Below are 25,276 nucleotides of genomic sequence, written 5' to 3' on the forward strand. Positions count from 1 at the left end.
GTCCCAGTGTGGCCGATCACCCTCTCAGGTCGGCTACGCATCGTCGCCTTGGTGAGCCGTTACCTCACCAACTAGCTAATGCGCCGCAGGTCCATCTGTAAGTGACAGATTGCTCCGTCTTTCCCGAGTCGGCCATGCGACCAACTCGCGTATCCGGTATTAGCATTCGTTTCCGAATGTTATCCCAGTCTTACAGGCAGGTTACCTACGTGTTACTCACCCGTCCGCCGCTAACTATCAGGAGTGCAAGCACTCCATCAAGTCCGCTCGACTTGCATGTATTAGGCACGCCGCCAGCGTTCGTCCTGAGCCAGGATCAAACTCTCCATAAAAGTTAGTTTGACTTGCTCAATAACGTTGTTGCTTTTCTATCAATTCCTTAGAATTAACAGGGCATTTTCGCTCGTTGTTCAGTTTTCAAAGAACAATCAAATTTCAGTGACAACGTTTGTTATCCTATCATATATCCCGTCATCGTGCAAGCTTTTTTTCAAAATTTCTTTTCGCTTCTCGTTGACGTCCGCCGTATTTCTCGGCCGGAATTAGAATATACCATAGCCTATTTGAATTGGTCAAGCACTTTTATAAAAAAACTTTACCCGATTTATGATGAGATGAATCATGGCTGGACTGCGAACATAAAAAATACCCGCCAGCGCAATGCACACTGACGGGTTTTGTTTGAGGAAATCTAACTAATCCAGCTCTAAATATAGCCGAGCTTGCCGAGAAGACGGCTCAGCATTGCCGCCGCTTCCGCACGAGTCGCGGTATGTTGCGGGTTGAAATTGCAGGCATGATCTCCTTTAACAATACCTAATGCAAGCATTTGGTTTACAGCCTCTGCTGCCCAGCCCGATACGTCGTTCCAATCGTTCGGCAGCACAAATCCCTCTTGAATGGTTGAGTCGGAACGCCCGGAATAAGCGATGGCTCTCGCAATAATAACTGCCAACTGCTCTCTTGTGACAGCATCATTCGGACGGAAGCTTCCGTCTTCATACCCCGTCACCAAGCCGGCTGATGCGGCAGACGCAACTGCCGCCTCGTACCATTGCCCGCCGATGTCGGATAGATCCGCCGATTGGTCCGCTTCGCCGATTCCAAGCGCCCTGACCAACAACGCCGCCGTCTCCGCCCTGGTCAATGCTGTGCCCGGATCGAAGACGCCCGTTTCTTTTCCTTCAAAGATTAGCATGGAAGCCAGCTTCTCCGCTTCATGCTTGGCCCAATGATCTTGCATATCGGAGAAAGCTATTCGGTTTGCGATATTAACGTATATCCCGTCACTGTCGCCCGGTACAAGCGCATAGTCCAGCTCTCCAGTCTTGGCATAACGGACAGGAACATATTTCAGCTGCCTCAGCTGATCATTCCACAGGGCTACAATCTGACCGGTGGCATCAGTATTGTGTACCAAAATGTGCCGCTCCGCTTTGCCGCTTAATGGAACGATATGAGATCCAGTTCCATCAGCACTGCTCATAACCACCTTGAACTGAACTGGCGCGGACAAGAGTTCTGCACCGCGGGACTTCAACTCCGCAAGCAATGGATTACCCGCAACCGTCTCTCCAGCGTAAATCGCAAATTTGACTTGTGTGCCGTCCTTGCCTGAATATTGCTTGGCTGCGGCAGCCGCTAGATCGGAGAGCGGCAGTTTCATCATGCCTCCAGCCATTCTCACTTTAACGGCAAGCGAGGCATTCATTTCAAGAAGTTCATTCACCGTTTCCCCGCTCAGCTCAAAATAGCCCTTGGCTGTATGATTTCCGATTGCCAACAAACCGGAATTTACTTCAGAATACGGGAAGCTTATCCGTTCCTTTTGATTGTTCTCGTTTACAAAATCAATGTATGCGCCGGGTTGCGGCTCTACAGGCGGCATCGAGACTACCGGGTCCTTCCTGGCGATTGTAAGTTGATACATTGCCCGATAGGTTGTCTGATTCGCATCGACTGCAGCTTCCAGCGTGACGACAGAGTCGCCAGCCGAATACACCGGCCGATGCACCTCGCCAGTTGCCGCATCAAGCAAGCTGTTATCCGAAGAAGTCCAGCGGATAGGACGGTTTGCAGCATCCATACCCGGCAGACCGATATTCGATTTCACGGAATTAGCTGTATCTCCAGAGGCAAGCACCGGCTCAGGAGCCCCATAGACCGTCAGTTTACCCGTCTCCATTATAATCTCGTAATTATTCAAGCGATTCAGCGGATCCGCCAGCTGTGCGGTAATGTCATACTCCCCTGCAGGGCTGTCTTCTTCCGCTGACGTTCCATATTGAGCTGTAATGGAATCACCTGCTGCAACGCCTGTAAGACTCCCTTTAAGCGGCGGGTTCGCGTGGTCGGCCCAGCGCGATACCGGGTCGGTTGTAACACGCAGCTCGGCTTTTGTTACCGTTAGCTCGCCCTCATCAATTGTAACGGCATAATTAGGAAGAACATTATCCGGATCTGACAAGGAAGGCACGATCCGATATGTTCCCGCTGGACTTGATGCGATTGCTGATGTCGAGTAGGCTGCGCGCAAGGTATCGTTATTCACAAGACCAGATATAGAGCCTGTTAAAACAGGGTTGGGCTGTCCGTAAACCCGAATTTGATCCGCCGCAGTAACGGTTAGAGGCACTGGCGTTACGCTTAATGTCCCCAGCGAATAGGTAATGGTATACTTTGTTGAATTCAAACCGCCGATCGTTATATTGTAGTTGCCGACTGGACTGGATGCATGAGCGGCAGTCGAATATACCGGTTGACCAATGGAAGCAGCCGTGTCCCAAGCCATCAGACCGCTAAAGCTGGCACTAAAGTTCCCATTAGGAGATCCATATGGCCTCGATACATCATTAGGCGTTACCGTAAGCGGGGCTTTGTTGACCGTAAGCGTAGTCACATATTCCGCTGCCGAATAAGGATTAGATGCCGGTAATGACAGTTTAAGCGGATAGGTGCCCGCAGTCAGCCGCAGAGAATAACTTCCTGCAGCCTTCCCCGATGCATTTGTTGTCACGTAACCGATCGAATTTCCATCAATGGATATCTGAACTCTCTTATCTGCAAGAGGGCCTTCCGGAGTTGAGAGCTCCGCTGATATGATAACGGATTGACCATATGTGCCGGTTATGGGCAAGGCTGTAAGCGAGGTTGTATAATCCCTTTGCTCAGGGCCGACATAAGTGGCAAAGCCCATATCATAATCGTCAAACCACTCCGGGGCACGATAGGCTTTCCCACCTGCGTATACATCGGTGGTATACGTCTTCCACACCGTCTGTGGTGAATCACCGATGGAAGACGTCAAGAACATCGTATACTGCTGACCTGCCTGCACCTGTGCCGGAAGAGTGAAGAACACGCTCGTCCAGCCACCTGGATTATAAGGAATCGTGCTGCTGCTGAATGTCGCCGAAGCAAGCGCCGGTCCGGTAATGCTTTGCCCTGCATAGATTCTCAGCGTAAACACAATGTTCGGGTTCCCGTAATCTACCATGTACAAATCGATCCGATTCAAATATCCGGACGTTCCGGCAGTAAAGCTTTGAGCCATTCCATGTGCCCGAAAAGTACCCTCTGGTTCCCCTGCTCCGGACGTTTGGTCCATCAAATCGGCAGCCGCCGCCAATTCTGGCAGCGCAGCAAGCACCGGTACAAGCGCAAGCATTGCTGCCAGCAACACCTGTACCGCTCCCAGAGCAATCCGACTTTGAAACGTTTTGTTTTTATTCATGCTAATCCAGTCCCTCTTTCTGTCCCACAGTGTCTCTTCATTTTTCAATGTAATATGTATTCCAAACGCCTTTTTACTTTATCATTTCTAAGGCTATAAGCCTATTAACAAAAGTTAATATTTTCTTTGCAAAAATGGTGCGGCGATTCGCATCCCCGTTGTTGTAACAGGGATGCCCAATCCGATATAATTTCTGAAAAAGCGTACCTAAGGAGTGAAGACGGTGTCCCAAGCACATCGCCATGAATCAGAGCTTGAAATGCTGCAGCGGCAGCTGCCCCTATGGCTGGCAGCCAGCAAAGAGCAGTGCCTGCAAGGAAAGGTCGCTTCCTACATACCCGAATTGTCAAAGGCGCCGCAAGAAGCGCTGGGGATCCATATTATCGATCGGGAAGGCCGTTCCGTCACTGCAGGCGATTGCGGCCTCACATTCACCATGCAGAGCATATCCAAAGTATTCACCCTCCTCCTTGCGCTGATGGACAACGGAGAAGATGTCGTATTCGATAAGGTAGGCATGGAGCCGACGGGCGACAACTTCAACTCCATGCTCAAGCTTGAGCTTGTTCAGCCCGGCATTCCGTTCAATCCGTTAATCAATGCGGGAGCTATCGCAATCTCTTCCCTTATTGCTGGAGGCAGCTCCGGAGAGAAGTCGGAGCGAACGCTGCAATTTTTCCGAAAGCTGGCACGGAATGACTCGCTGGATTATGATATGGCCGTCTATCGCTCAGAGGCCGAATCGGCGGACCTTAACCGCTCTATGGCCTACTTTCTGAAAGACAACGGCGTTCTTAAGGGCAAAGTCGACGATGTGCTGGATGTCTATTTCCGCCATTGCTCTATAGGCGTCACATGCGCAGATCTCGCTCGAATGGCGCTTGTTCTGGCGTATAACGGCACCGATCCGATAACTGGCGTGAATCTCGTTCCGAGACGGTATGTGCAAATCGCCAAAACTTTTATGGTGACTTGCGGCATGTACAATGCCTCCGGCGAATTCGCCATTGAAGTCGGACTGCCTGCCAAGAGCGGCGTAGCCGGCGGCATTCTGACCATGGTACCAGGCCGCTATGGCATCGGAGTCGTAGGCCCCTCACTGAACCCGAAGGGCAATAGCATTGCAGGGGTTCATCTGCTTGAGACTCTTTCCAAGGAGATGGATTGGAGCTTGTTCTAAATTAAGCGAAACGCAAACAAGGGCTGTGAGCCAGCAATAGATATTGCTGGGCCACGGCCCTTTATAGTTCCATTACTCCCTCGTCCGGAGATGCATGGTTACCCTTGTTGAGCGCCTGCTACGTCCGAGTGATGACTTTAAAATCACGATTAATGGCAAAAAACTGCTCTGCCCGCTCCCGGTGCTCGTCCGTTATCTGGCTGCTGAGCGCTTTGTATGCCAGCAATACAGCTGTCGCATCGTCCGCGAAGCCTGCAACCGGCACGAAGTCCGGAATGAGGTCAATCGGCAGAATCCAGTAAGCCAATGCGCCAATGGCCGTTGCTTTGGCCTTCATCGGCGTCGCCGGATCAGTCGCGCAATAATAGAGCGTCACCACTTCCCTAGCAAAAGGAACCTTCGACGCATAACGCTTCACCTTGCCCCAGAAGCCTTCCTGCACATACTTCTCTTGCTGATTATAATCGCCGATTTTGCCGGCCCACTTCTGGATATCCTTCTCCTCCAGCTGCTCCGCCTCGACATTCCCCGCTGCAGGCTGCTCCGCGCTGTCCGGTGCATCCCGGAGTTCCTCAGCTTGTCCCTCTTGATCTGGTCGTTCCATCTGATAGCCTCCTTGAAGCTTATGTTAACCATTAATACTGCATAGGTGAAAAAACGTTTCAATTGCAAATCAGACTCCGGCTAAGTCAGCACAACCTGGCCATTCACCAGCTTGCTGTAGAAGCCGTCCCGAACCAGCAGCTCGTCATGTGCGCCGCTCTCCGTAACCTTGCCGTCCTGCAGGACGATAATCCGGTCCGCTGTCTGTATCGTATTGAGCCGATGCGCAATGACAAAGCTGGTCCTTCCTTTCATTAACCGCTGCAGCGCCTCTTGAATTTTTATTTCCGTAACGGTATCGATGCTGCTCGTCGCCTCATCCAATACGAGAATAGCAGGGTCCGCCAATATCGCTCTCGCGATCGCAATGAGCTGCTTCTGTCCTTGGCTGATCCCGCCGCCATCCGGCTTAAGCTTTGCGCCATAGCCGCCGGGAAGCCGCATAATAAACGAATGCGCATTGGCAAGCTTCGCAGCTTCCTCCACCTCTTCATCCGCGGCATCAAGCTTGCCGTAACGTATGTTATCCCGTATCGTTCCTTCGAACAGGAACGGATCCTGCAAAACAAAAGCCATATGGGCGCGCAAGCTGTCGCGCCGGATTCCGCTTGCAGGAAGGCCGTCAATCCGGATGGACCCGGCCGATGGCTCATAAAATCTGCATAGCAATCCGATAATCGTAGATTTCCCCGCTCCCGTCGGACCTACGAATGCGACAGTCTCGCCAGGCTCCGCTTCAAAGCTGATATGGCGCAATATGGGGTGGCCTTCCTGATAAGCAAAAGAAACGCCGCGAAACTCCACCCGACCCTCCATCCGCTCCAGCACGGCCGCCTCGCTCTCATCCGCAGCTTCCACCGGTTCATCCATAATTTGAAAAACGCGCTCTGCTCCCGCCATCGCTGACAAAAGCGTATTCCATTGATTGGCCAGATCATTGAGCGGCCGTGTGAACTGGCGGGAAAACTCGGCGAAGATCATAATCGTACCGACGGTAACCCCATGCCCGCCGATCACGAGGAGCGCGCCTACCCCAACAATGAGCGCAAAGCTGAAGTTGTTCAGTCCGTTCATCAGCTTCGGAATAAAGCCGGAGATGGCCTGCGCCCAGAAGCCGGACTCATGAATCCGTTTATTGCGTTCATGAAAGGCTCTCGTGACAACCTCTTCACGTGAAAAAGCTTTAATGATCCGCTGCCCGGACAACGTTTCTTCGACAAAACCGTTCAGATCGCCGATATTGCGCTGCTGTTCTCTGAATAAACGGCTCGTACGGCTTGTAATCCACTTCATGCCAAATACCATAAGCGGTATGACCAGGAAGGTAAGCAGCGTAAGCAGCGGACTGAGCGACAGCATGACGCCGACAATGCCGACCAGCAGCAGGACGCTTGATACAAGCTGAATGAATGAGCTGTTTAATGACGAGCTGACATTCTCGATATCATTCGTAACACGGCTCATTAATTCACCATGCTGGCGCCTAGCGAAGAACGGAATCGGCAGCTTATGCAGATGAGCGAACAGATCGCGGCGCATCCCGCGAACCGTCTCTTGCGCAACTCCAATCATCCATATGTTTTGCAGCCACATCGTCCATGCATGCAGACCGTACACGACAGCCATGCCAAGCAGGAAAGGAACGAAGCCCGTATTTCGCTCCTCTATGAATCTATCAATTGCCGTTCCGGCCAAATAGGGGCCGAGCAGAGACAATACCGTGCTGAATACGATCATAGCGAATACAGCCGCAAGCTTCGTACGGTGATACGCCACATATCGCCAAATCCGCTTCAGCGTGCCGGATGCATCCTTTGCCTTCGCTTGTTTCTTCTTGCCTGCATCGCCAGCGCCTTGGGCAAGCGCCTTCGGAGGTTCATAACGGAATGGCTCCTTTAACGGTTCAAGCATGCGCCGCACCCGCCTTTCCAGATTGAGATTGGCAGATCTTCCTATATAACGGGGACTGCTGCTTTAATTCTGTATGGGAGCCGCTTGCCAGAAGCCGGCCGTCATCGAGGAGGAGAATCCGGTCCGAATTAGCTGTCGAGCTCACCTTCTGCGTCACGAGAAGCGTCGTGCAATTCATCGCTTTGAGCGCATCGAGCAAAGCCGCCTCCGTCCGGACATCCAGCGCGCTGGTGCAATCATCCAGGAGAAGAATAGCCGGCTTGCGCACAAGCGCCCTTGCAATGGTCAGCCTCTGCTTCTGGCCGCCCGACAAATTCACGCCCATCTGCCCGATAACGGTATCATATTGATTCGGGAACCTCATAATCGTCTCATGGATTTGCGCCAGCTTGGCCGCCTCGATAATCTCCTCCATTGTAGCCTCTTCCTTGCCCACGCGGATATTGTCCGCCACCGTACCTGAGAACAGCACAATGTCCTGCGGGACGTAACCGATCGCTCTGCGCAAGCTCTCCATCTTCAACCCTTCATGATCTTGCCCGTCAATAGATACGCTGCCCTCTGCCGTATCATAAAACCGCGGAATCAGCTGAAGCAGCGTCGACTTGCCGGAGCCTGTAGCTCCCATAATAGCAAGCGTCTCGCCAGGCAATGCGCGGAAGGATATATCGCTTAGAATCGGTTCCTCCGTATCCGGATAACGGAAGGTGACATGGTCGAATGAGATCTCTCCCGCAATAGAGGAGCGAGCAGGTGCAGCCTCTCCATCCTTTAATGAGGCATCTGTAACCAGCACCTCTTCGATCCGCTCCGAAGAAGCTTTTGCTTTGGAGAAATTAACAACAATCATGGAGATCAAAGAAAATACGCCTAATGTGCGCGTCGCATAATTCACTATGGCGACTATTTCGCCCACAGATGCGCTGCCTGCTTCGAGCTGCACCTTCCCGAACCAAAGCACCGCGATAATGCCCGCATTCATGACCAGAAGAATAACCGGCGTCGTCATCTCTGTGAGCCGCAGCGCCGCGACCGTCCGGTCCATCAGCTCCCCGCTGGACTTGTCGAATCTGCCTCTCTCATGCTTCATCCGCACAAATACGCGGATCAAGCGCATGCCGATCAGGTTTTGCTGCATGATCGCATTCACCCGGTCGAGCTTCTGCTGGACAGAGCGGAACAGCTTCTCCCCCCTCTTCATGACCAGGTAAAGGAAGAGGGCGAGAAACGGGATCGATCCCGCAAACCATAAAGCCAGCTGCCAGTTCACGACAAACGCCATAATTACGCTTCCTACAATAAATAGCGGAGCGCGCAGCATAATTCGGAGCCCCATGAACACCGTATTTTGCAATTGAACAATGTCATTGGTCAGCCTTGTAATTAAGGAAGATTCGGGAAAGCTATTAAAGTTGGCAAAGGAAAAGGACTGAATCTTCCCATACAGCTTCTCCCGCAGGTCAAAGCCGAAGCTCTGGCTTACATGAGCGGCATAGAAGGAGCTTAATATCCCGACCGCAAATGCCGCTGCAGAACAGAGCAGCAGAATGCCGCCCCACAAGAAGACGACTTCCGTGTCGCGTGTCTGTATGCCCTCGTCAATCATTTTCGCCATAATATAGGGCTGGAACAGCTCAACAAGAAGCTCCGTCAGCATAAGCGCCAGCGCAAGGATCGCAGCCGCCCGGTATCGTTTCAAATAAGAAAATACAGTTCTCATTGCTCAAGCGTCCTCTCCGGCACCATCCCATGATGTCCCATTTAGTTTCCATATACATGTATTATTATAATGCCTTCCGGACAAAAATGGCATGAAACTATCCGCTATGTTGGGATGAGGGATACTAAATCCATATTCTAGGGATAAATTCCTACTTTGCTCCTAAAATGATTGAGGACATCCATCGTTTAGACTACTATAGTACTAGATAAGCTACTGGAATCAAGGACTATCGCCCTTACTACATGGCAGGAGTTGAGATTATGAGCAGCCACGTCCGCTCAATCGAAGATGCAGCAGCAGGAATTATCCATACGTTGAAGCATATCTCCAAGGTCAACACGATCTGCGTGACCGCGAATGACGGAACCTTGTCGAACCGCATTATCGGCGTCTACAGCCGCGGCGAACAGCTTGTTCCATACGGGGCAGCCATGCCTGTCCTGCCGAACTCGCTTCCGAACCAACAGACCACCGAATTTCACATCATTCCGAGCATCATGGACGATAGCCGGATAGCGGCTTCGGGCTGCATGCCTTTTGCCCGCGATTGCGCCATGGTCTCCGTCTCGCTCTATAAGGCTGATACCGCCGCGCTTATCGGCTCCATATGCTTGCTGGACCACAACCCGATTGAACTCACGGAAGCCGTGAGGGAATCCTTGCAGTCCTTAGCCTCGCTTCTTGGCTACATGATTGAACTGGAGAATGCCAGCCTGACCGACAGCCTGACTGGGCTGTACAACCGCAGATACCTCACTCATTTATGCAACAATGGCTCGGACAAGCAGTATAGCGTCCTCTTTATTGATATTGATGATTTCAAAGAAGTGAATGACCGTTATGGGCATGACACAGGCGACTTCCTGCTGCAGGAAGTTGCATCCAGGCTTCGCGCAAGCGTCCGCCGCTCCGATGTGCTGATCCGCTATGGCGGCGATGAGTTCCTGATCTGCTTCCAGCACCTGGCGGATAATAATGACCTGATGATTATCGCAGATAAGATTAAGCTTTCGCTCAAGCAGCCATACCTGATTGATGATCAGCTCGTCTATATATACGCCAGCGTCGGCATGAGCTCCAAGCAAGGCGGCGGTTCTACGCTGCGAGAGCTGATTACAGATGCAGATCATTCCATGTACCATATGAAAAACAGCGACAAAACGGAATAACTGACGCTTGGCCGTAAGCGAATTGCCGTCCTCCTCATAACCGTCTCTCTTCATTCATACATATGGTATGAACCGTGTTTTATACACCCACCTGGAGGGATGAGAGATGAATCAGGATGAGATTCGCGAGCTTGAGCGAGCCATCGATGAGATAACGGAGATCGCGCAAGGTTTCGGCCTGGATTTCTATCAGATGAGATATGAGATCTGCCCCGCGGACATAATCTATACGTTCGGCGCTTACGGCATGCCAACCCGCTTCAGCCATTGGAGCTTCGGGAAAACCTTCAATAAAATGAAGATGCAATACGACTTCGGGCTAAGCAAAATTTATGAGCTCGTCATCAACTCCAACCCGTGCTACGCTTTCCTGCTGGAAGGCAATTCCCTCATTCAGAACAAACTGATTGTCGCCCACGTTCTGGCTCACTGCGATTTCTTCAAGAACAATGCGCGCTTCAGCGTATCGAACCGCAATATGGTGGAGAGCATGTCAGCCACAGCCGATCGGATTCACCAATACGAATTGCAGTATGGATCAGAGGCCGTGGAGAAATTTATCGATGCCATTCTCGCCATTCAGGAGCATGTAGACCCCACATTAATTAAGCCTTATCAGCTTGATAAGAAACGGTATATCGAGATGAGCCGGAAAGAGCAGGAACGGGCAGTCGGGCCTTCCCACCCGGACCCCTATGAGGACTTGTGGAATTTAGATACGGAAGCGGTAGCGGAAGCCAGAGAAAGGGCTGAAGAAGCGGCAGCGCAAGCGAAGCGGTTCCCGCCGAGGCCAGAGAAGGATCTGATATGGTTCATCGAGGAATACTCCGCCATTCTGGAGGATTGGCAGAGGGACATTCTGACGATGCTCCGGGATGAGATGCTGTACTTCTGGCCGCAGATCGAGACGAAGATTATGAATGAAGGCTGGGCTTCGTACTGGCATCAGCGCATTATTCGCGAGATGGATCTGACAAGCGACGAAACCATCGAGTTCGCCAAGCTGAACTCCTCTGTCGTCGTGCCCTCCCGCCATAGCCTGAACCCTTATTATCTGGGATTGAAAATATTCGAAGACATCGAGCGCCGCTGGGACAATCCGACGAAGGAAGAACAGGAACGTTTCGGACGCACACCGGGCAAGGGACGCGAAAAAATCTTTGAAGTGCGGGAATTCGATTCCGACATCTCCTTCCTGCGCAACTACTTGACCAAAGATCTGGTCGACGATCTGGACCTGTATATATTCGAGAAGAAAGGACCGGAGTGGAAGATTACCGACAAGTCATGGGAGAACATTCGGGACCAGCTCGTTTATTCCAAAGTGAACGGCGGATTCCCAAGCCTGTTCGTTAAGGATGGAGACTTCAATCGAACCGGGGAGCTATATCTGATCCATCAATATGAAGGAACGGAGCTTGACCTGAAGTATGTGGAGCGGACGCTGCCTTATGTGGTTCAGCTCTGGGGAAAAAATGTGCATCTGGAAACCATCGTCGAGGATAAAAAGCTCGTGTTCAGCTGTGACGGCAAAAAGACGAGCCGCAAGTTCATCTAATCCGCGCCCCCGTTACTTTCCATCCCTGATCTATCCAAAGTTCTGTATATGAAATAGCGTTGCGGCGGAACATAAGCCGGAAAGCTAATTCATTATAGAAAGGGATGTTCACAGCTAATGAAAAAAGCAGGATTATTCGCCGTGATGTTTGCTTGTTTCACCATGATGTTCACCGTTCCTACTGCCGACGCTAACCGCTCAGCCATGGTCGAGCCCAACGGCACGATGTCGGTAGCTCCTACGCCTACCGCTTACCCGAATGGCAACACGATGACGAATAATTTCAACCGTGCTGCAACAGGTGTAGAAAACGGGATAAACCGTACGATCACAGGTGTAGAAAACGGCGTAAACCGTGCCGTCACCGGTGTTGAGAACGGCGTAAACCGTGCCACAACTGGCTTGGAGAATGGTGTGAATAACGGCTACGGCACTCGCGGTTACAATGCTTACAGCACCAACAATAACACGTACAACCGCCATAATGTCAATGCTAACCGCGCCAACTACAGAGCGACAGCGAACACAACAACAACAGCTAACCGCGGCTTCAGCTGGGGCTGGCTTGGCCTGCTTGGTCTGCTCGGTCTTGCCGGCATGAGAAGCCGCGACCGCGACCGCGCTTAACACAGAACATCCGGAAGCCTTCAAGAAATCGCGTTCCCGCGAAGCCTTGAAGGCTTCTCTTCCTTCTGCTAAGGACGGACCGACGATACATCAATAGCATCCGCCAATACGCCGATATCCTGATTCAGCATATACGGGCGATAGCCCTTTCCTTGCCTATTGCCAACCGCTTTGATACGCTCGCGCAGCTCATCGCTGGCCGTGATATGATAGCGATATTCGGGGTACTGCCTGGACAAAGTCGACATCACCCGCTTCTCTACAATTCGCTTGTTTCCGGTGACTTCAATTCCAACCAGCACATCCGTTTCATTCATTACAGCAATTGCATGATTGACACCGGATACCCCCGCCGCAATCCGGGCAAGCTGTTCATGATTGATTCGGCTTGGACTTGGTTTTGCCTCGCTGCTCCTCATCTGGTCATGCGGCATCGCTTTGCCGTCCGGTGAAATTCGGTTGAGCGGTTTGATCGCATTTTGCTTAACTGTCCGTTTGCCATAGCTATAATCGTCAGGCTCATTGCCGCAGCCGCCGGCCATAGCGAGCGCTCCGGCTAAGATCACGAGCGATAGCGCAGATCTAATATGCCTTTTCATCCTCAAGCACCTCCGTGTGTATGCTCTTAACATGTACGAAGGCTACATAAATATTCATATACCGGCATTTATTCCTCCATCTGGAACGAATCTTCCGTTTCTTTAAGCATCTACGGAAGAAAAATGAATCAAAAAAAGAGCCCTCCCTTATGAGCGCTCCTTGTACTTCCCTATTCATTATCCGATTGATTCAACTGCTGCAAATCTTTTGTTACTTTCTCTACCATCTGTACGAATGAAGCAAGCTCCTGAGAGCGGCCTGCCTGATTGCGCGCCTCCACCGAGGTCAACTCCGATTCCTGGCGTACTTCGCTTAGCTTCCTCTCGATTTCTTCCAGCTTGGAGGTAATACCCTCCATCGCGCCGCGCGAGGATGCCGCCAGCTTCCGAACTTCGTTCGCTACCACCTCGAAGCCTCTGCCGTGCTCGCCTGCTCTTGCCGCTTCGATCGCAGCATTCAGGCCAAGCAGATGCGTCTGGTCGGACAACCCGCGAATAAGGCTTCCCATCTCATGAATGCCGTCCAGCTCTTGGCGCAGTTCTCCAAGAAGCGTATGCGTCTTGTCTTGCGAGTGCGAAGTCGAGATAGCCGTAGCCGCAATCATCTGCGCGCCTTCATCCAGCTCCACCATCAGGCTGGCCAATTCCTGCACAGCGCTCGTTACTGTCGTCAGCATATGCGAGCGGGAATCCGCAAGCTTCTGGATTCGCTGCTGCTCATGCAAATTATACGCTTCCAAAACAAACTGGGAGTCGAGGTTGAACATCTTCGACAGCGCGTGGACGACCTGCTGCCAGCGATCCGGCACTGTACGCTTCAGCACATTCGTCGCAATATCAAGATAGGTCATATACGACCCCAAATACCAGTCTGTCGTCAGTCCCACTCTGGAGTGGACGGCTCCAATTCTAATCCGGTTATCAATAAACTCGGAATCGATCACGCCATCGGTGAGCGACATCCAATATACGCGCTGTGTTTCTTTCAATCTTTCTACCGTGCTCACTTTGGAGATTATCGCAAGCAATTCCGGCTGTTGTCCGATTTTATCATAAAAGTGATCTACAACTTCATCTACGACCTGCTGGAATATCGGCCTGCAAGCACTAAGCAATTGCAAGTCTTGCTCCCCAATTCCTGTGTAGTCCAGTTGCTTCCGACGTTCTGCAGTTACGTTAATCAATGCGCACGACTCCTTAGCGGTTATAGTTGACTGCCCTAGTATCTATTATATATCGACTATTCCGCAATTTCCCATAATCTTTTTTCGAAAAAGATAGATTCTCAGCTTATGATCCGTAAGTCTTGTCCCAGAACCAGGAAGACATGCCGCCCTTCATATTGTAGGCCCGATAACCGGAGGTTTGCAGCCATTCGCATGCAGCTTCGCTTCTGCTGCCGCTTCTGCATACCACGATAATGTCCGCAGTCCGGTCTAGCCCGGCAGCTTTCTCTTCAAGCTGGCTCAGCGGAATATGAACCGCGCCCGGAATATGGCCGTTCGTCATCCATTCCGACAGCTCCCTCACATCCACAATGACCGGCTTATGCTTTAATAGCTGCTCCACTTCATACGGCATGATTTCCTTCATCAAACGCTCCCCTTTCCATTTCAGATTGAATACTCCCTGGAATCATTACGCCAATACGGACAAGTTCAATCACAATACCCCTCTAGGTATGTAGGTGGAGATAAGAAGAATATAATCCCTCTTCCTCCATTACGTCAACGTACAGGGAGTGGATTTAATGGAAATAAGAAGAACCTTTGCCGCTGGGACAAAGGTTCTTACCCTACATTATCGGTTCAGGAGACTGCCTACGTATCTAAGTAATTCGTTCGCGCACACCGGGCAATAGTGATGCTCGTCAATAAGGCGCTTCGTCACTTCATTGATCCGTTTGAGCTGGCTCTCATCCGGCGTCTTCGTGGAAGTCGTAATTTTCACGATATCCTTTAAGTCGGCAAAGAGCTTTTTCTCCACCGCTTCTCTCAGCCGCTCATGGCTGGTGAAATCGAATTTTTTGCCTTTGCGGGAGTAGGACGAGATACGAATGAGAATTTCCTCGCGGAATGCCTTTTTCGCATTTTCCGAGACGCCGATTTGCTCCTCGATGGAACGCATCAGCCTCTCATCCGGATCCATCTCTTCGCCTGTCAATGGATCTTTAATTTTGGCCCAATTGCAATAGGCTTCAATATTGTCGAGGTAATTCTCGAACAGCGTACGCGCCGACTCCTCGAAGGAATAGACGAACGCCTTCTGGATTTCCTTCTTTGCCAGACTGTCGTATTCCTTGCGCGCAATAGAGATGAAATTGAGATACCGCTCACGCTCTTCCTTCGTAATCGAAGGATGCTGATCGAGGCCGTCCTTCAGCGCGCGCAGCACATCCAGCGCATTAATGCACTGCATATCCTGCTTGATCAGCGCGCTCGATATCCGGTTAATGACATAACGCGGGTCGATGCCCGACATGCCTTCTTCAATGTATTCGTTCTGCATCTCTTTCAGATCGGCTTCCTTGAAGCCTTCTACTTCCTGCCCGTCGTACATGCGCATCTTCTTGACGAGATCCATGCCTTGCTTCTTCGTTTCCTTAAGCCTTGTCAGGATTGAGAAAATAGCTGCCGATCTGAGCGCATGAGGCGCTATGTGAATATGGCGCATGTCGCTCTGGGAGATGAGCTTGGTATAAATCTTTTCTTCTTCCGATACCTTCAAATTGTACGGAATCGGCATAACGATCATCCGCGACTGAAGCGCCTCGTTTTTTTTGTTCGCAATAAACGATTTATATTCGGATTCGTTCGTATGCGCAACGATCAGCTCATCGGCGCTGATCAAAGCGAATCTTCCCGCCTTGAAGTTGCCTTCCTGGGTCAGCGACAGCAAATTCCACAGAAATTTCTCGTCGCATTTCAGCATCTCCTGGAATTCCATCAATCCCCGGTTCGCCTTGTTAAGCTCTCCATCGAACCGGTAGGCGCGAGGGTCCGACTCTGAGCCGAATTCGGTGATCGTCGAGAAGTCGATGCTTCCCGTCAGATCGGCAATATCCTGCGACTTGGGATCGGAAGGGCTGAAGGTGCCGATGCCCACCCGGTTATCCTCGCTAATGAAGACGCGCTCCACCAGCACACTTTCGATCTGCCCGTTATATTCCGTATTCAGTCGCATCTGGCAGGACGGGCAAAGGTTGCCTTCAATTCTGACACCCAGCTCCTTCTCAATCTCCGCTCTTAATTCATGGGGAATCAGATGCAGAGGGTCCTCATGCATGGGACAGCCTTTAATCGAATAAACGGCGCCTTTCTGCGTACGGGAGAAACGCTCGAGCCCTTTCTTCAGCATCGTGACGATCGTAGATTTGCCCCCGCTGACCGGCCCCATCAGCAGCAGTATCCGCTTGCGGACATCCAGTCTTCTGGCGGCAGAGTGGAAGTATTCCTCCACCAGCTTCTCGACAGCCCGGTCGAGGCCGAATATTTCCTGCTCGAAAAACTTATACGTTTTCCGCCCGCCAACCTCTTCGACACCGTAGGATTCGATCATCTCGTACACGCGTGCATGTGCGGTCATGGCCGGAGAAGGATCCTTCCTCAGCAGCTCGATGTATTCCTTGAAGTTTCCTGTCCACGCCAATCTTTCGCTTTCTGCCTGATATTCCGATATTCGCTTGAAAATGTCCATGCCGTGCCTCCTCCCATCGCTTCCGCTAATACGCTATTTCCTCTCCGCTCGGGATTCATTCCATGCGCAAGCCTTAAGGCCCTCATTTTTTTGAAGTATTACATACCTATGCTTATTCCAAGCGGAAATTGACCACTATTTTATCCCGCCTTCCTGCAAATATCGACAAGCGCCCCATGTCCCCTGTTATAATAGGTGAACCAGAGCTATGCTGCGTCCATGGAGAGGAGAATGAGGTTGGCTGTTAAATTGGAAGAAGAAATGTACGGCCCGATCAAACGCTTCTATGAGCAGCGGGGTTATACGGTGAAGGCCGAGGTAATGCACTGCGATCTGGTCGCGGTACATCCCGAGCGGGACGACACCATCATTGTGGAAATGAAAAAAACGTTCAATCTCGCCTTGCTGCTGCAAGGAATCGAACGTCTTCGTCTGAATGCCGATGTCGTGCTGGCCGTCGAGCGGAACCGCAAAAAAAGCGGTGCGCATAATCAGCGCTTCGGCGATCTGACCGAGCTGTGCCGGATGCTGGGGTTAGGTCTGATGACCGTTACGTTCTACAAGACCAAGGCGCCGGTTATTGATGTCCTATGCGAGCCTGGGGAACCGCCGGTACGCGGCGCGCGCCACCGCAAGCGCAGCAGGCTGCTGATGGAGTTTAGGGAACGCAGCGGCGATTATAACGTCGGCGGAAGCAGCGGGAGAAAGCTTGTCACCGCCTACCGGGAGAAAGCTTTGAAATGCGCTTATGTCTTACATAAGAAGGGGCCATCCGCGCCTCGGGAGATAGCCGCAGCCACCGGAATCGGCAAGAGCGGAGATATGCTGCGGAGCAATTATTACGGCTGGTTCGAGAGAGTCGAGCGCGGCAAATACGCCCTGCTTCCGCAGGGCGTAGAGGCGCTTCAACAATATGGCAATGTTATAGAAGAGTGGGCGTCTAGCTGCGGGCTGTAAACTCCCCGATCGCTTCCGCCAGTCGGGCCACGCCTTGTGCCGTGCGCTCGCCTTTGGTATACGTATAGTTCAGTCGAGCGGTATTGCGCTTCGGCTGATCCGCATAGAAGGAGCTGCCCGGCACGAAGGCCACGCCCTTCTGAACGGCGCAGCGAAGCAGCGCTTCGGCATCCAGCCCTTCCGGCAAGTCCACCCACAGGAACATGCCGCCTTGAGGCGTGACCCAGCTAAGATCCGGCAGCGCTGCGCTTCTGAGCAAAGCTTCCATCTCGTTCATGCGGGCTCCGTACTCCCTGGAGATCAGCGCGATATGCGCATCAAGATCGAATCCGCCCAGGAGCTCGCTCAAGATCTGCTGATCCATCGTGCTCGACTGAAGATCCGCCGCTTGCTTCGCCTTCTCCATCATCCGGATCACCCGGCTGTCGCCGATTGCCCATCCTGTGCGCAGCGCCGGTGCCACCGTCTTGGAGAAGGTGCTGGTATACAGCACGGGATTGTCTTGGGCTGCCCCTGCGAGCGCGAACAAGGACGAATATTCCTCTTCATTAAATTTAATGTCCCCATACGGATCATCTTCAATAATCAGCATCTCGTATTGCTTAACCATATCCAGAATGCGCTTGCGGCGCTCCTGGCTCCAGACGCGGCCCGTCGGATTGCTGAAGGTTGGTACAGCGTACAGGAGCTTCGGCTTATGCTTGCGAATCAGCTCTTCGGCCGATTCCGGCACCATGCCGAATTCATCGCTTTCCGCCGATACCACGTTGAGGCCATGGAGCGCGAATACCTGCAGGCAAGCCAGATACGTCGGCCGCTCCACCAGAATCGTATCGCCCGGCTCGGTCAGTACGCCGACAAGCAGGTCAATGGCTTGCTGCGAGCCGGTCGTGAGAATCATCTCATCAGGCGTTACAACCATCCCCTTGGCCGCCATTCTTTCGCATAGCTGCTGCCGGAGTGGAAGATACCCTTCCGTCAGCCCGTATTGCAGGGCGCCTGTGCCTTTATCCAGCACGCGTCCCGCCGCGTCGCGGACAGCCTGCACCGGGAACAGCTCTTCGGCTGGCAGGCCGCCAGCGAACGAGATCAAATCATTGCCTTGCGTCAGCTTGAGAATGTCGCGAACAGCCGAAGACTTGAGCTGCGACACTCTGGTTGAAAAACGGTAATCCATACCCCTCGCCCCTTCAAACATAATCTATGGATGTAGCTTGCATACGGAGCTTCGCGCCGAAGCCCATCTTCTACTGCTACTCATATCCTTTATGTTAACAATGTGTTCACAACATTTAAAGTTTTCTTTTTGAAACTTGTTGGTTATAATAAAGCTAGCTAATTGGAGGTGTCGAAAACATGAACTTTTTGATCGTGATGACCGTGTTTATTCTGTTCATTACCGCCATACTGACCAGCTCTTACAACGACGATAAGACTAAAGGTCTGTAAGCAGCACGCGCCGCATCACTCGATACTTATGCGCCATTTAGAAACAAATGAAGCTTCCACCCTAAGCAACGGCTTAAGGCAGGAAGCTTCATTTCGTCATTGAGCGGCAGAATCGCCTGCAGCGTTCGGCTCGCTACAACGACTAGCGCTTCAAATATCCCATTTCCACCATACATTCTCCGCACACATAGCGCTCCTTGAACTCGCGAACTTCGTTCATGGAACCGCAGAATACGCATTTCGGACGGTAACGCTCCAGAATGATGTGATCGCCTTGAACGAATATTTCAACGGGATCCCCCTCGTTCATCAAATAGCGTTTACGCAACGATTTCGGAAGAACAATGCGTCCAAGCTGGTCTACCTTTCTAACAACGCCTGCTGGTTTCATCACTTTCACCTCTTTTATGTCTATTTTGTAAGTAGCTTGAGAAACCTTTGCAATATTAGTAGTTCGACATACCCTCATGTTTTCCTTCCGCAAAAATTAATTTCTAAAATTCAGGCAACTATCGTAGTCCTTGGAACCCAGTCTGTCTGAAAGCCTCATAAACAACGATTGCTGCCGAGTTCGACAGGTTCAGCGAACGGACATTATCGGTCATCGGCATACGGATGCATGTGTCCAAATTCGCATCAATCAGCTCCTGGGGCAGCCCCTTTGTCTCCTTGCCGAATACGAAGAAATCGCCGTCCTGATAGTCGAATTCCGAATAGACCTTCGTCGCTCTGGTGCTTGCGAAGAAAAACCGGGCATCAGGGAACAGGTCCTTAACCTCCTGAAAGCTGTCATGATAATGAATGTTAACGGAATGCCAATAATCAAGACCCGCTCTCTTGAGCGTCTTGTCGTCCGTATCGAAGCCCAGCGGGCGTACCAGATGGAGATGCGTGCCTGTAGCAGCGCAAGTTCTAGAGATATTGCCGGTATTGGCCGGTATTTCCGGCTCGACCAGCACGATATGAAATGCCATTGCAGTCTGTTCCCACCTTTAAATTGTCGTAATAATTTTACATTCACTTTACGCACGGTTAATCTAGTGCAGAATGTCTCCCTTCATACTATACCGTATACTAGGAGGCAAAGGAGATAAATTGATGCGAAAAAAGATACTGGTCGTGGATGACGAACCTTCCATCTCCATGTTGATCGAATTCAATTTAAAGCTCGCGGGTTACGAAGTACGATGCGTGAGCGACGGCGAAGCCGTATTCGATATGCTTAAGCCGTTCCGCCCTGATCTGATCGTCCTCGACCTTATGCTGCCCAAGATGGACGGAATTCAGGTCTGCCGTGAATTGCGCAAGCAGAACAACGGCGTCCCGATCATCATGCTGACCGCCCTGCAGGATGTCACCGACAAAATTACAGGACTCGACAACGGAGCCGACGATTATATGACCAAGCCATTCAGCCCGCAGGAGCTCATCTCCCGTATCGGAGCGATCTTCCGCCGGCTGCAGACGCTGCCAGGAGCATCTGACGAAACGATGATTTCGATAGGCAGATTGGCTGTGCATGTGGATCAGCGTGAGGTCTATATGGAAGGCAAGCCGATTGATCTGACGCCGAAGGAATTCGAGCTTCTCTTATTCCTCTCCAGGCACAAGGGCAAGGTTCTCAGCCGTCAGCAGCTGCTGCATGGCGTATGGGACTACCATTTCCTTGGCGATACGAGAATCGTCGATGTTCATATTAGCCATCTTCGCGACAAGCTGGAGAAAAACGCACGTTCACCAGAATATATTATGACGGTTCGCAACGTCGGATACAAGATGCACGGGCCGAGCACAGCGAGTGAATCCTCGCTGGCGTAGTAAGCCTTCCGCGGCATGACAAAAGACCGCCCTTCCTAACGCCTGAGGCGAAAGGAAGGGCGGTTTCTATTCTAACAAACTATCCGTTGCGTTTTTGGAAATCCGCCATAAATTGCGCCAGCGCCTGACAGCTCTCAAGCGGAACCGCATTGTACGTGGAAGCGCGAAGGCCGCCAACGTCGCGATGGCCTTTCAGGCCGACGAATCCGCTTTGCTCGGATTCCTTGATGAACTGCTTCTCCAGCTCTTCGCTGCCCAGACGGAACGTAATGTTCATCAGGGAACGGCTTTGCGGGTGAGCGCAGCCCTTATAGAAGCCGCCGCTTTGATCGATTGCGTCGTAGATCAGCTTCGTCTTATCGCGGTTGTATTGCTCGATCTGCGCGACGCCGCCCTTTTCTTTGATCCACTTGAGTACGAGCGTTACCATATATACAGAGAAGGATGGCGGCGTATTGTACAGCGAGTCTGCCTTCGCATGGGTCTCGTAGCGGAACATCGCAGGAATCGACTTCGAGCCTTCCTTAACCAGGTCTTCACGAATAATAACGACCGTCACGCCGGATGGCCCCAAATTCTTCTGAGCGCCTGCGTAGATAATGCCGAATTGATTAATATCGACTGGACGGCTCAAGATGTCGCTGGACATATCGGCAATAAGCGGCACATCGCCAGTCGACGGGAACTCTTGGAACTGCGTTCCGCCAATCGTTTCATTAGAGGTTAGATGCAGGTAAGATGCGCCGGCAGGAACTTCAATTTCCGACAAATTCGGCACACGCATGAAATTGTCGGATGCTGTGGAAGCAGCGATTACGGTCTCGCCAATCAGCTTGGCTTCCTTGATCGCTTTGTCAGCCCAAGCGCCGGTCTGTACGTAAGCTGCCGGATGGCCCGGACGAAGGAAGTTCATTGGAAGCATCGCGAACTGTGTGCTGGCTCCGCCTTGAAGGAACAATACCTTGTAGTTGTCCGGAATTCCGAACAATTCACGCATCAATGTCTGCGCTTCGTTATTCACGCCCTCATAAAGCGGACTTCTGTGGGACATCTCCATTATGGACATGCCAGCACCGTGGTAATCGACAAATTGCTCTTGCGCTTTCTGCAGAACCTCCAGCGGAATCGCTGCCGGACCTGCATTAAAGTTATAAGCTCTAGCCATTCTCCCATCCCACCTCTTCAATCTTTGTATATGATATGGTTATGATAGCAAGTTTGCACGTCTGCATCAAGTAGATTCCCGACAATTTTACGTAAAAGTCGAACATATCAATAAAAACCTTAATGAAATATTCGGATTTTATTCATTTCCGCGCCATTGCATAAAAAAACGAGCCCAAAGGGGCTCGTTTTCTCTCCTCAGCTCGGGATTAGCAGCCGAAGTAGAGGCTGTATTCATGCGGATGAATACGGATGGATACTGCTTTTGCTTCTTGACGCTTCAAATCTACATAGTTGTCGATGAAGTCTTGAGAGAATACGCCGCTTTCTGTCAGGAAGCCGGAATCAGCTTCCAGAGCGTCAAGCGCTTCGTCCAGTGTGCCTGGTACGCTGCGGATTTCTTTCTTCTCTTCTTCTGGCAGATCGTAGATGTTTTTGTCGAATGGTCCATAGCCCAGAGCGACCGGGTCAAGACCTTTCTTGATGCCGTCCAGACCTGCAAGCAGCATTGCTGCGAACGCCAGGTAAGGGTTGGCAGTGGAGTCCGGCGTACGGAACTCGATACGGCAGCCTTTAGGCGTTACAGCTGCGATTGGAATACGAACGGCTGCCGAACGGTTGCCTTTGGAGAATACCAGGTTAACCGGCGCTTCGTAGCCTGGAACCAGACGCTTGAAGGAGTTCGTGCTCGGGTTTGTAATCGCGATCAGGGCAGGAGCATGGTACAGAACGCCTGCGATATAGCTCATCGCCATTTTGCTCAGGTTAGCGTACTCTTTGTTGTCATAGAACAATGGGGAGTCGCCGTCGAAGATGGAAGTATGAACGTGCATGCCGCTTCCGTTGTCGCCGAACAATGGTTTTGGCATGAAAGTTGCCACTTTGCCCCATTGGCGAGCTACGTTGTGCACGATGTATTTGTATTTAAGCAGGTTGTCTGCCGTTTTAGTCAATGTGTCGAAACGGAAGTTAATTTCCGCTTGGCCAGCTGTTGCCACTTCATGGTGATGACGCTCAACGCGAAGGCCTGTTTCTTGCATCAGGCGAACCATTTCGCTGCGGATGTCTTGTTGGGAGTCAACTGGAGCTACTGGTACATAACCGCCTTTTACCGGCACTTTGAAGCCCAGGTTGCCGCCCTCTTCTTTGCGGGCTGTATTCCATGCGCCCTCTTCGGAGTCAACTGCGAAGAAGGAAGTGTGCATCGAGCTTTCGTAGCGAACATCGTCGAAAATGAAGAATTCGGACTCTGGCGCGAAGAATGCAGTCGTGCCGATACCTGTCGATTGCAGGTACTCTTCCGCTCTTTGAGCGATGCTGCGCGGATCGCGGTCATAACGCTGTCCGTCTGGAGTGTGGATGTTACACATAATGTTCAAAGTAGGATGGCTAGTGAAAGGATCAACATAAGCTGTTTCAGTGTCAGGCATCATAACCATATCGGACTCTTCGATACCGCGGAAACCAGGGATCGAGGAACCGTCGAAAGCAACGCCGTTCACGAACGTATCAGCGTCCACCTCTGTAGAAGGCAACGTGATGTGATGCGCGCCGCCGGAGAGACCCACGAAACGGAAATCTACGAATTGAATGTTGTTTTCTTTAATTTGCTCCAAAACTTTTTGAACTGACATCTAAACTTCCTCCATTTCCGAACATTAACTAGTGTAAGAGCGTTTATTGTTCAATAATTGCTCCGAATCTTGTTGTTATTATAAAACTCCGCTTTCCACTCCGTCAATAGCTATGTCAGGTATTTTTTATTCACATGTCAGGTTTACTTACAAGTTTGAACAGTTGTTCACAATGACAGCGTTTTCTTCTATAACAAAACAATCCCGCCTGCTTAAGAAAGCAGGCGGGACGCGAAGTTTCGGGTTATGCGGCTATTATACGATTTTCCATTCCTTAAAGGCTTCTGCCGGCGCCTTCTCCGTATCGAACGTCTTGCCGACGATCGGAGCAAGCAAAGCGAGGTCTTTTAGCAGAGCTGCAAATTGATCCGGGAACAGCGATTGGACGCCGTCTCCTGTCATGGAATTATCAGGATCGGTATGCATTTCGATAATCAGACCGTTCGCTCCGGCTGCAACCGATGCTTTCGTCATAGGCTCGACCAGCTCTCGTCTGCCCGTGCCATGGCTCGGGTCCGAGATGACAGGCAAGTGACTAAGCGATTGCAATACCGGAATCGCGCTGAGGTCTAGCGTGTTCCGCGTGTAAGTCTCGAACGTTCGGATTCCGCGTTCACATAACATGACATTAGGATTGCCGCCGGCCAGAATGTACTCCGCCGCATTCAGGAATTCATCATAAGTTGAACTGAAGCCGCGCTTGAGCAATACTGGCGTCTGGATCGTACCAAGCTTGCGCAGCAGATCGAAGTTCTGCATATTGCGCGTGCCGACTTGGAGAATATCCGCGTATTCTGCGCAGATGTCCACATATTCCGGCGTCATGACTTCTGTAATGGTCAGCAGGCCATGCTTCTTGCCTGCTTCCGCCATCATGGCAAGGCCTTCTACGCCAACGCCCTGGAAGCTGTACGGGCCTGTTCTTGGCTTGAAGGCGCCGCCGCGGAGCACCTGTCCGCCTGCCGCCTTCACCAGTCTCGCGATTTCATCGATCTGCTCCGGCGTCTCGACGGCGCATGGTCCGCCCATTACAACCAGATTGCTGCCGCCAATCTTGACGCCCTTAATGTCAATAATGGTGTCATCAGGATGAAAATCACGGCTTGCAAGCTTGTAGGACTTCGAAATCTTGATCACATTGTCAACGCCTTTCATTTGGCGAAGATGCTCAGCCAGTGTAGGGTCAGCCTTTCCGATAATGCCAATAACCGTACGATCCGTTCCTTTCGACACATGGGCTTGCACGCCGGCATTCTCGATATATGCGACAATCTCATCAATTCGCTCATCCGCGATGTTATGTTTTGTAATTACGATCATGTCCATCTCTCCTCAATTGTTCAATGTGGCCATCCGCCTGGATGCTGCCAATATTTTCTTTCGTGCTTTTAAGCTTTTTGGCTTTTAAGCTTTTATGCTTTTAATCGCTAAAGTAAATATACCGAAATAATCGCT

The 25,276-nt window shown here is 51.4% G+C and carries 20 protein-coding genes and 1 rRNA gene; 6 read left to right on the plus strand and 15 right to left on the minus strand.

The annotated features are described in order from the left end of the window. Positions 1-332 (minus strand): 16S ribosomal RNA (locus tag D3P09_RS07485); the annotation flags it as partial. Positions 333-706: 374 nt separating this feature from the next. Next, positions 707-3,733 (minus strand): MBG domain-containing protein, encoded by a 3,027-nt coding sequence (locus D3P09_RS07490; protein ID WP_120108622.1) that lies wholly within the window; start codon positions 3,731-3,733, stop codon positions 707-709. A gap of 259 nt (positions 3,734-3,992) precedes the next feature. Here D3P09_RS07490 and glsA point away from each other — a divergent pair, with 259 nt between their 5' ends. Beyond that, on the plus strand, positions 3,993-4,913 hold the full coding sequence (gene glsA / locus D3P09_RS07495; RefSeq protein ID WP_120110573.1) for a glutaminase A: 921 nt from the start codon (positions 3,993-3,995) through the stop codon (positions 4,911-4,913). A 118-nt stretch (positions 4,914-5,031) separates the two neighbouring features. On the opposite strand, the gene D3P09_RS07500 is transcribed toward glsA, so the two are convergent. The 3 genes from D3P09_RS07500 to D3P09_RS07510 all read right to left on the minus strand — a co-directional run bounded on the left by D3P09_RS07500 (position 5,032) and on the right by D3P09_RS07510 (position 9,147). Next, positions 5,032-5,517: a YkvA family protein gene (locus tag D3P09_RS07500; RefSeq protein WP_120108624.1), complete on the minus strand. Its 486-nt coding sequence runs from the start codon at positions 5,515-5,517 to the stop codon at positions 5,032-5,034. A gap of 80 nt (positions 5,518-5,597) precedes the next feature. Continuing rightward, positions 5,598-7,427 (minus strand): ABC transporter ATP-binding protein, encoded by a 1,830-nt coding sequence (locus D3P09_RS07505; protein WP_120108626.1) that lies wholly within the window; start codon positions 7,425-7,427, stop codon positions 5,598-5,600. Beyond that, positions 7,420-9,147 (minus strand): ABC transporter ATP-binding protein, encoded by a 1,728-nt coding sequence (locus D3P09_RS07510; protein ID WP_120108628.1) that lies wholly within the window; start codon positions 9,145-9,147, stop codon positions 7,420-7,422. Before D3P09_RS07510 ends, D3P09_RS07505 begins: the two co-directional genes overlap by 8 nt. Positions 9,148-9,410: 263 nt before the next feature. On the opposite strand from D3P09_RS07510, the gene D3P09_RS07515 reads away from it, so the two are divergent. The 3 genes from D3P09_RS07515 (at position 9,411) to D3P09_RS07525 (ending at position 12,504) form a co-directional block, all read left to right on the plus strand. After that, on the plus strand, positions 9,411-10,319 hold the full coding sequence (locus D3P09_RS07515) for a GGDEF domain-containing protein (protein ID WP_165867350.1): 909 nt from the start codon (positions 9,411-9,413) through the stop codon (positions 10,317-10,319). Between the two features lie 106 nt (positions 10,320-10,425). Continuing rightward, positions 10,426-11,877, plus strand: a complete 1,452-nt coding sequence (locus D3P09_RS07520) for a SpoVR family protein (RefSeq protein ID WP_120108632.1) — start codon at positions 10,426-10,428, stop codon at positions 11,875-11,877. Between the two features lie 117 nt (positions 11,878-11,994). Then, positions 11,995-12,504, plus strand: coding sequence for a WGxxGxxG family protein (locus D3P09_RS07525; RefSeq protein ID WP_120108634.1), 510 nt, complete (start codon positions 11,995-11,997; stop codon positions 12,502-12,504). 68 nt (positions 12,505-12,572) lie between these two features. Here the strand turns inward: D3P09_RS07525 and D3P09_RS07530 are convergent, their stop codons facing one another. The 4 genes from D3P09_RS07530 to D3P09_RS07545 form a co-directional block, all read right to left on the minus strand. Further along, positions 12,573-13,103, minus strand: coding sequence for a hypothetical protein (locus tag D3P09_RS07530; protein WP_120108636.1), 531 nt, complete (start codon positions 13,101-13,103; stop codon positions 12,573-12,575). Positions 13,104-13,273: 170 nt separating this feature from the next. Then, positions 13,274-14,287 (minus strand): globin-coupled sensor protein, encoded by a 1,014-nt coding sequence (locus tag D3P09_RS07535; protein ID WP_120108638.1) that lies wholly within the window; start codon positions 14,285-14,287, stop codon positions 13,274-13,276. Between the two features lie 106 nt (positions 14,288-14,393). Further along, on the minus strand, positions 14,394-14,696 hold the full coding sequence (locus D3P09_RS07540; protein WP_120108640.1) for a rhodanese-like domain-containing protein: 303 nt from the start codon (positions 14,694-14,696) through the stop codon (positions 14,394-14,396). A gap of 207 nt (positions 14,697-14,903) precedes the next feature. Further along, positions 14,904-16,799 (minus strand): PrkA family serine protein kinase, encoded by a 1,896-nt coding sequence (locus tag D3P09_RS07545; RefSeq protein ID WP_120108642.1) that lies wholly within the window; start codon positions 16,797-16,799, stop codon positions 14,904-14,906. A 237-nt stretch (positions 16,800-17,036) separates the two neighbouring features. Between D3P09_RS07545 and D3P09_RS07550 the strand changes: the two genes are divergently transcribed. Beyond that, positions 17,037-17,756, plus strand: coding sequence for a DUF2161 family putative PD-(D/E)XK-type phosphodiesterase (locus tag D3P09_RS07550; RefSeq protein ID WP_120108644.1), 720 nt, complete (start codon positions 17,037-17,039; stop codon positions 17,754-17,756). Here D3P09_RS07550 and D3P09_RS07555 read toward each other — a convergent pair. The 3 genes from D3P09_RS07555 to trmL all read right to left on the minus strand — a co-directional run bounded on the left by D3P09_RS07555 (position 17,740) and on the right by trmL (position 20,179). Then, complete coding sequence (locus tag D3P09_RS07555; RefSeq protein WP_120108646.1) at positions 17,740-18,933, minus strand: aminotransferase-like domain-containing protein; 1,194 nt, start codon at positions 18,931-18,933, stop codon at positions 17,740-17,742. The two genes, D3P09_RS07550 and D3P09_RS07555, sit on opposite strands and share 17 nt — an antisense overlap. A gap of 414 nt (positions 18,934-19,347) precedes the next feature. Further along, complete coding sequence (locus D3P09_RS07560) at positions 19,348-19,596, minus strand: AbrB/MazE/SpoVT family DNA-binding domain-containing protein (RefSeq protein WP_120108648.1); 249 nt, start codon at positions 19,594-19,596, stop codon at positions 19,348-19,350. A 118-nt stretch (positions 19,597-19,714) separates the two neighbouring features. Further along, a complete protein-coding gene (gene trmL / locus D3P09_RS07565; RefSeq protein WP_120108650.1) occupies positions 19,715-20,179 on the minus strand; it encodes a tRNA (uridine(34)/cytosine(34)/5-carboxymethylaminomethyluridine(34)-2'-O)-methyltransferase TrmL in 465 nt (154 codons plus the stop codon). 124 nt (positions 20,180-20,303) lie between these two features. Between trmL and D3P09_RS07570 the strand changes: the two genes are divergently transcribed. Next, complete coding sequence (locus tag D3P09_RS07570) at positions 20,304-21,023, plus strand: response regulator transcription factor (protein WP_120108652.1); 720 nt, start codon at positions 20,304-20,306, stop codon at positions 21,021-21,023. Positions 21,024-21,102: 79 nt separating this feature from the next. Here the strand turns inward: D3P09_RS07570 and serC are convergent, their stop codons facing one another. From serC to aroF, 3 genes are all read right to left on the minus strand, one after another. Continuing rightward, the gene (gene serC, locus D3P09_RS07575) at positions 21,103-22,188 is read right to left on the minus strand and encodes a 3-phosphoserine/phosphohydroxythreonine transaminase (RefSeq protein WP_120108654.1); all 1,086 of its coding nucleotides are present in this window, start codon (positions 22,186-22,188) and stop codon (positions 21,103-21,105) included. A gap of 208 nt (positions 22,189-22,396) precedes the next feature. Beyond that, positions 22,397-23,821, minus strand: coding sequence for a type I glutamate--ammonia ligase (gene glnA, locus D3P09_RS07580; RefSeq protein WP_120108656.1), 1,425 nt, complete (start codon positions 23,819-23,821; stop codon positions 22,397-22,399). A gap of 255 nt (positions 23,822-24,076) precedes the next feature. After that, positions 24,077-25,141: a 3-deoxy-7-phosphoheptulonate synthase gene (gene aroF, locus D3P09_RS07585; protein WP_120108658.1), complete on the minus strand. Its 1,065-nt coding sequence runs from the start codon at positions 25,139-25,141 to the stop codon at positions 24,077-24,079. Positions 25,142-25,276 lie beyond the last annotated feature (135 nt).

The organism is Paenibacillus pinisoli, from assembly GCF_003605435.1.
GTDB lineage: Bacteria > Bacillota > Bacilli > Paenibacillales > Paenibacillaceae > Pristimantibacillus > Pristimantibacillus pinisoli.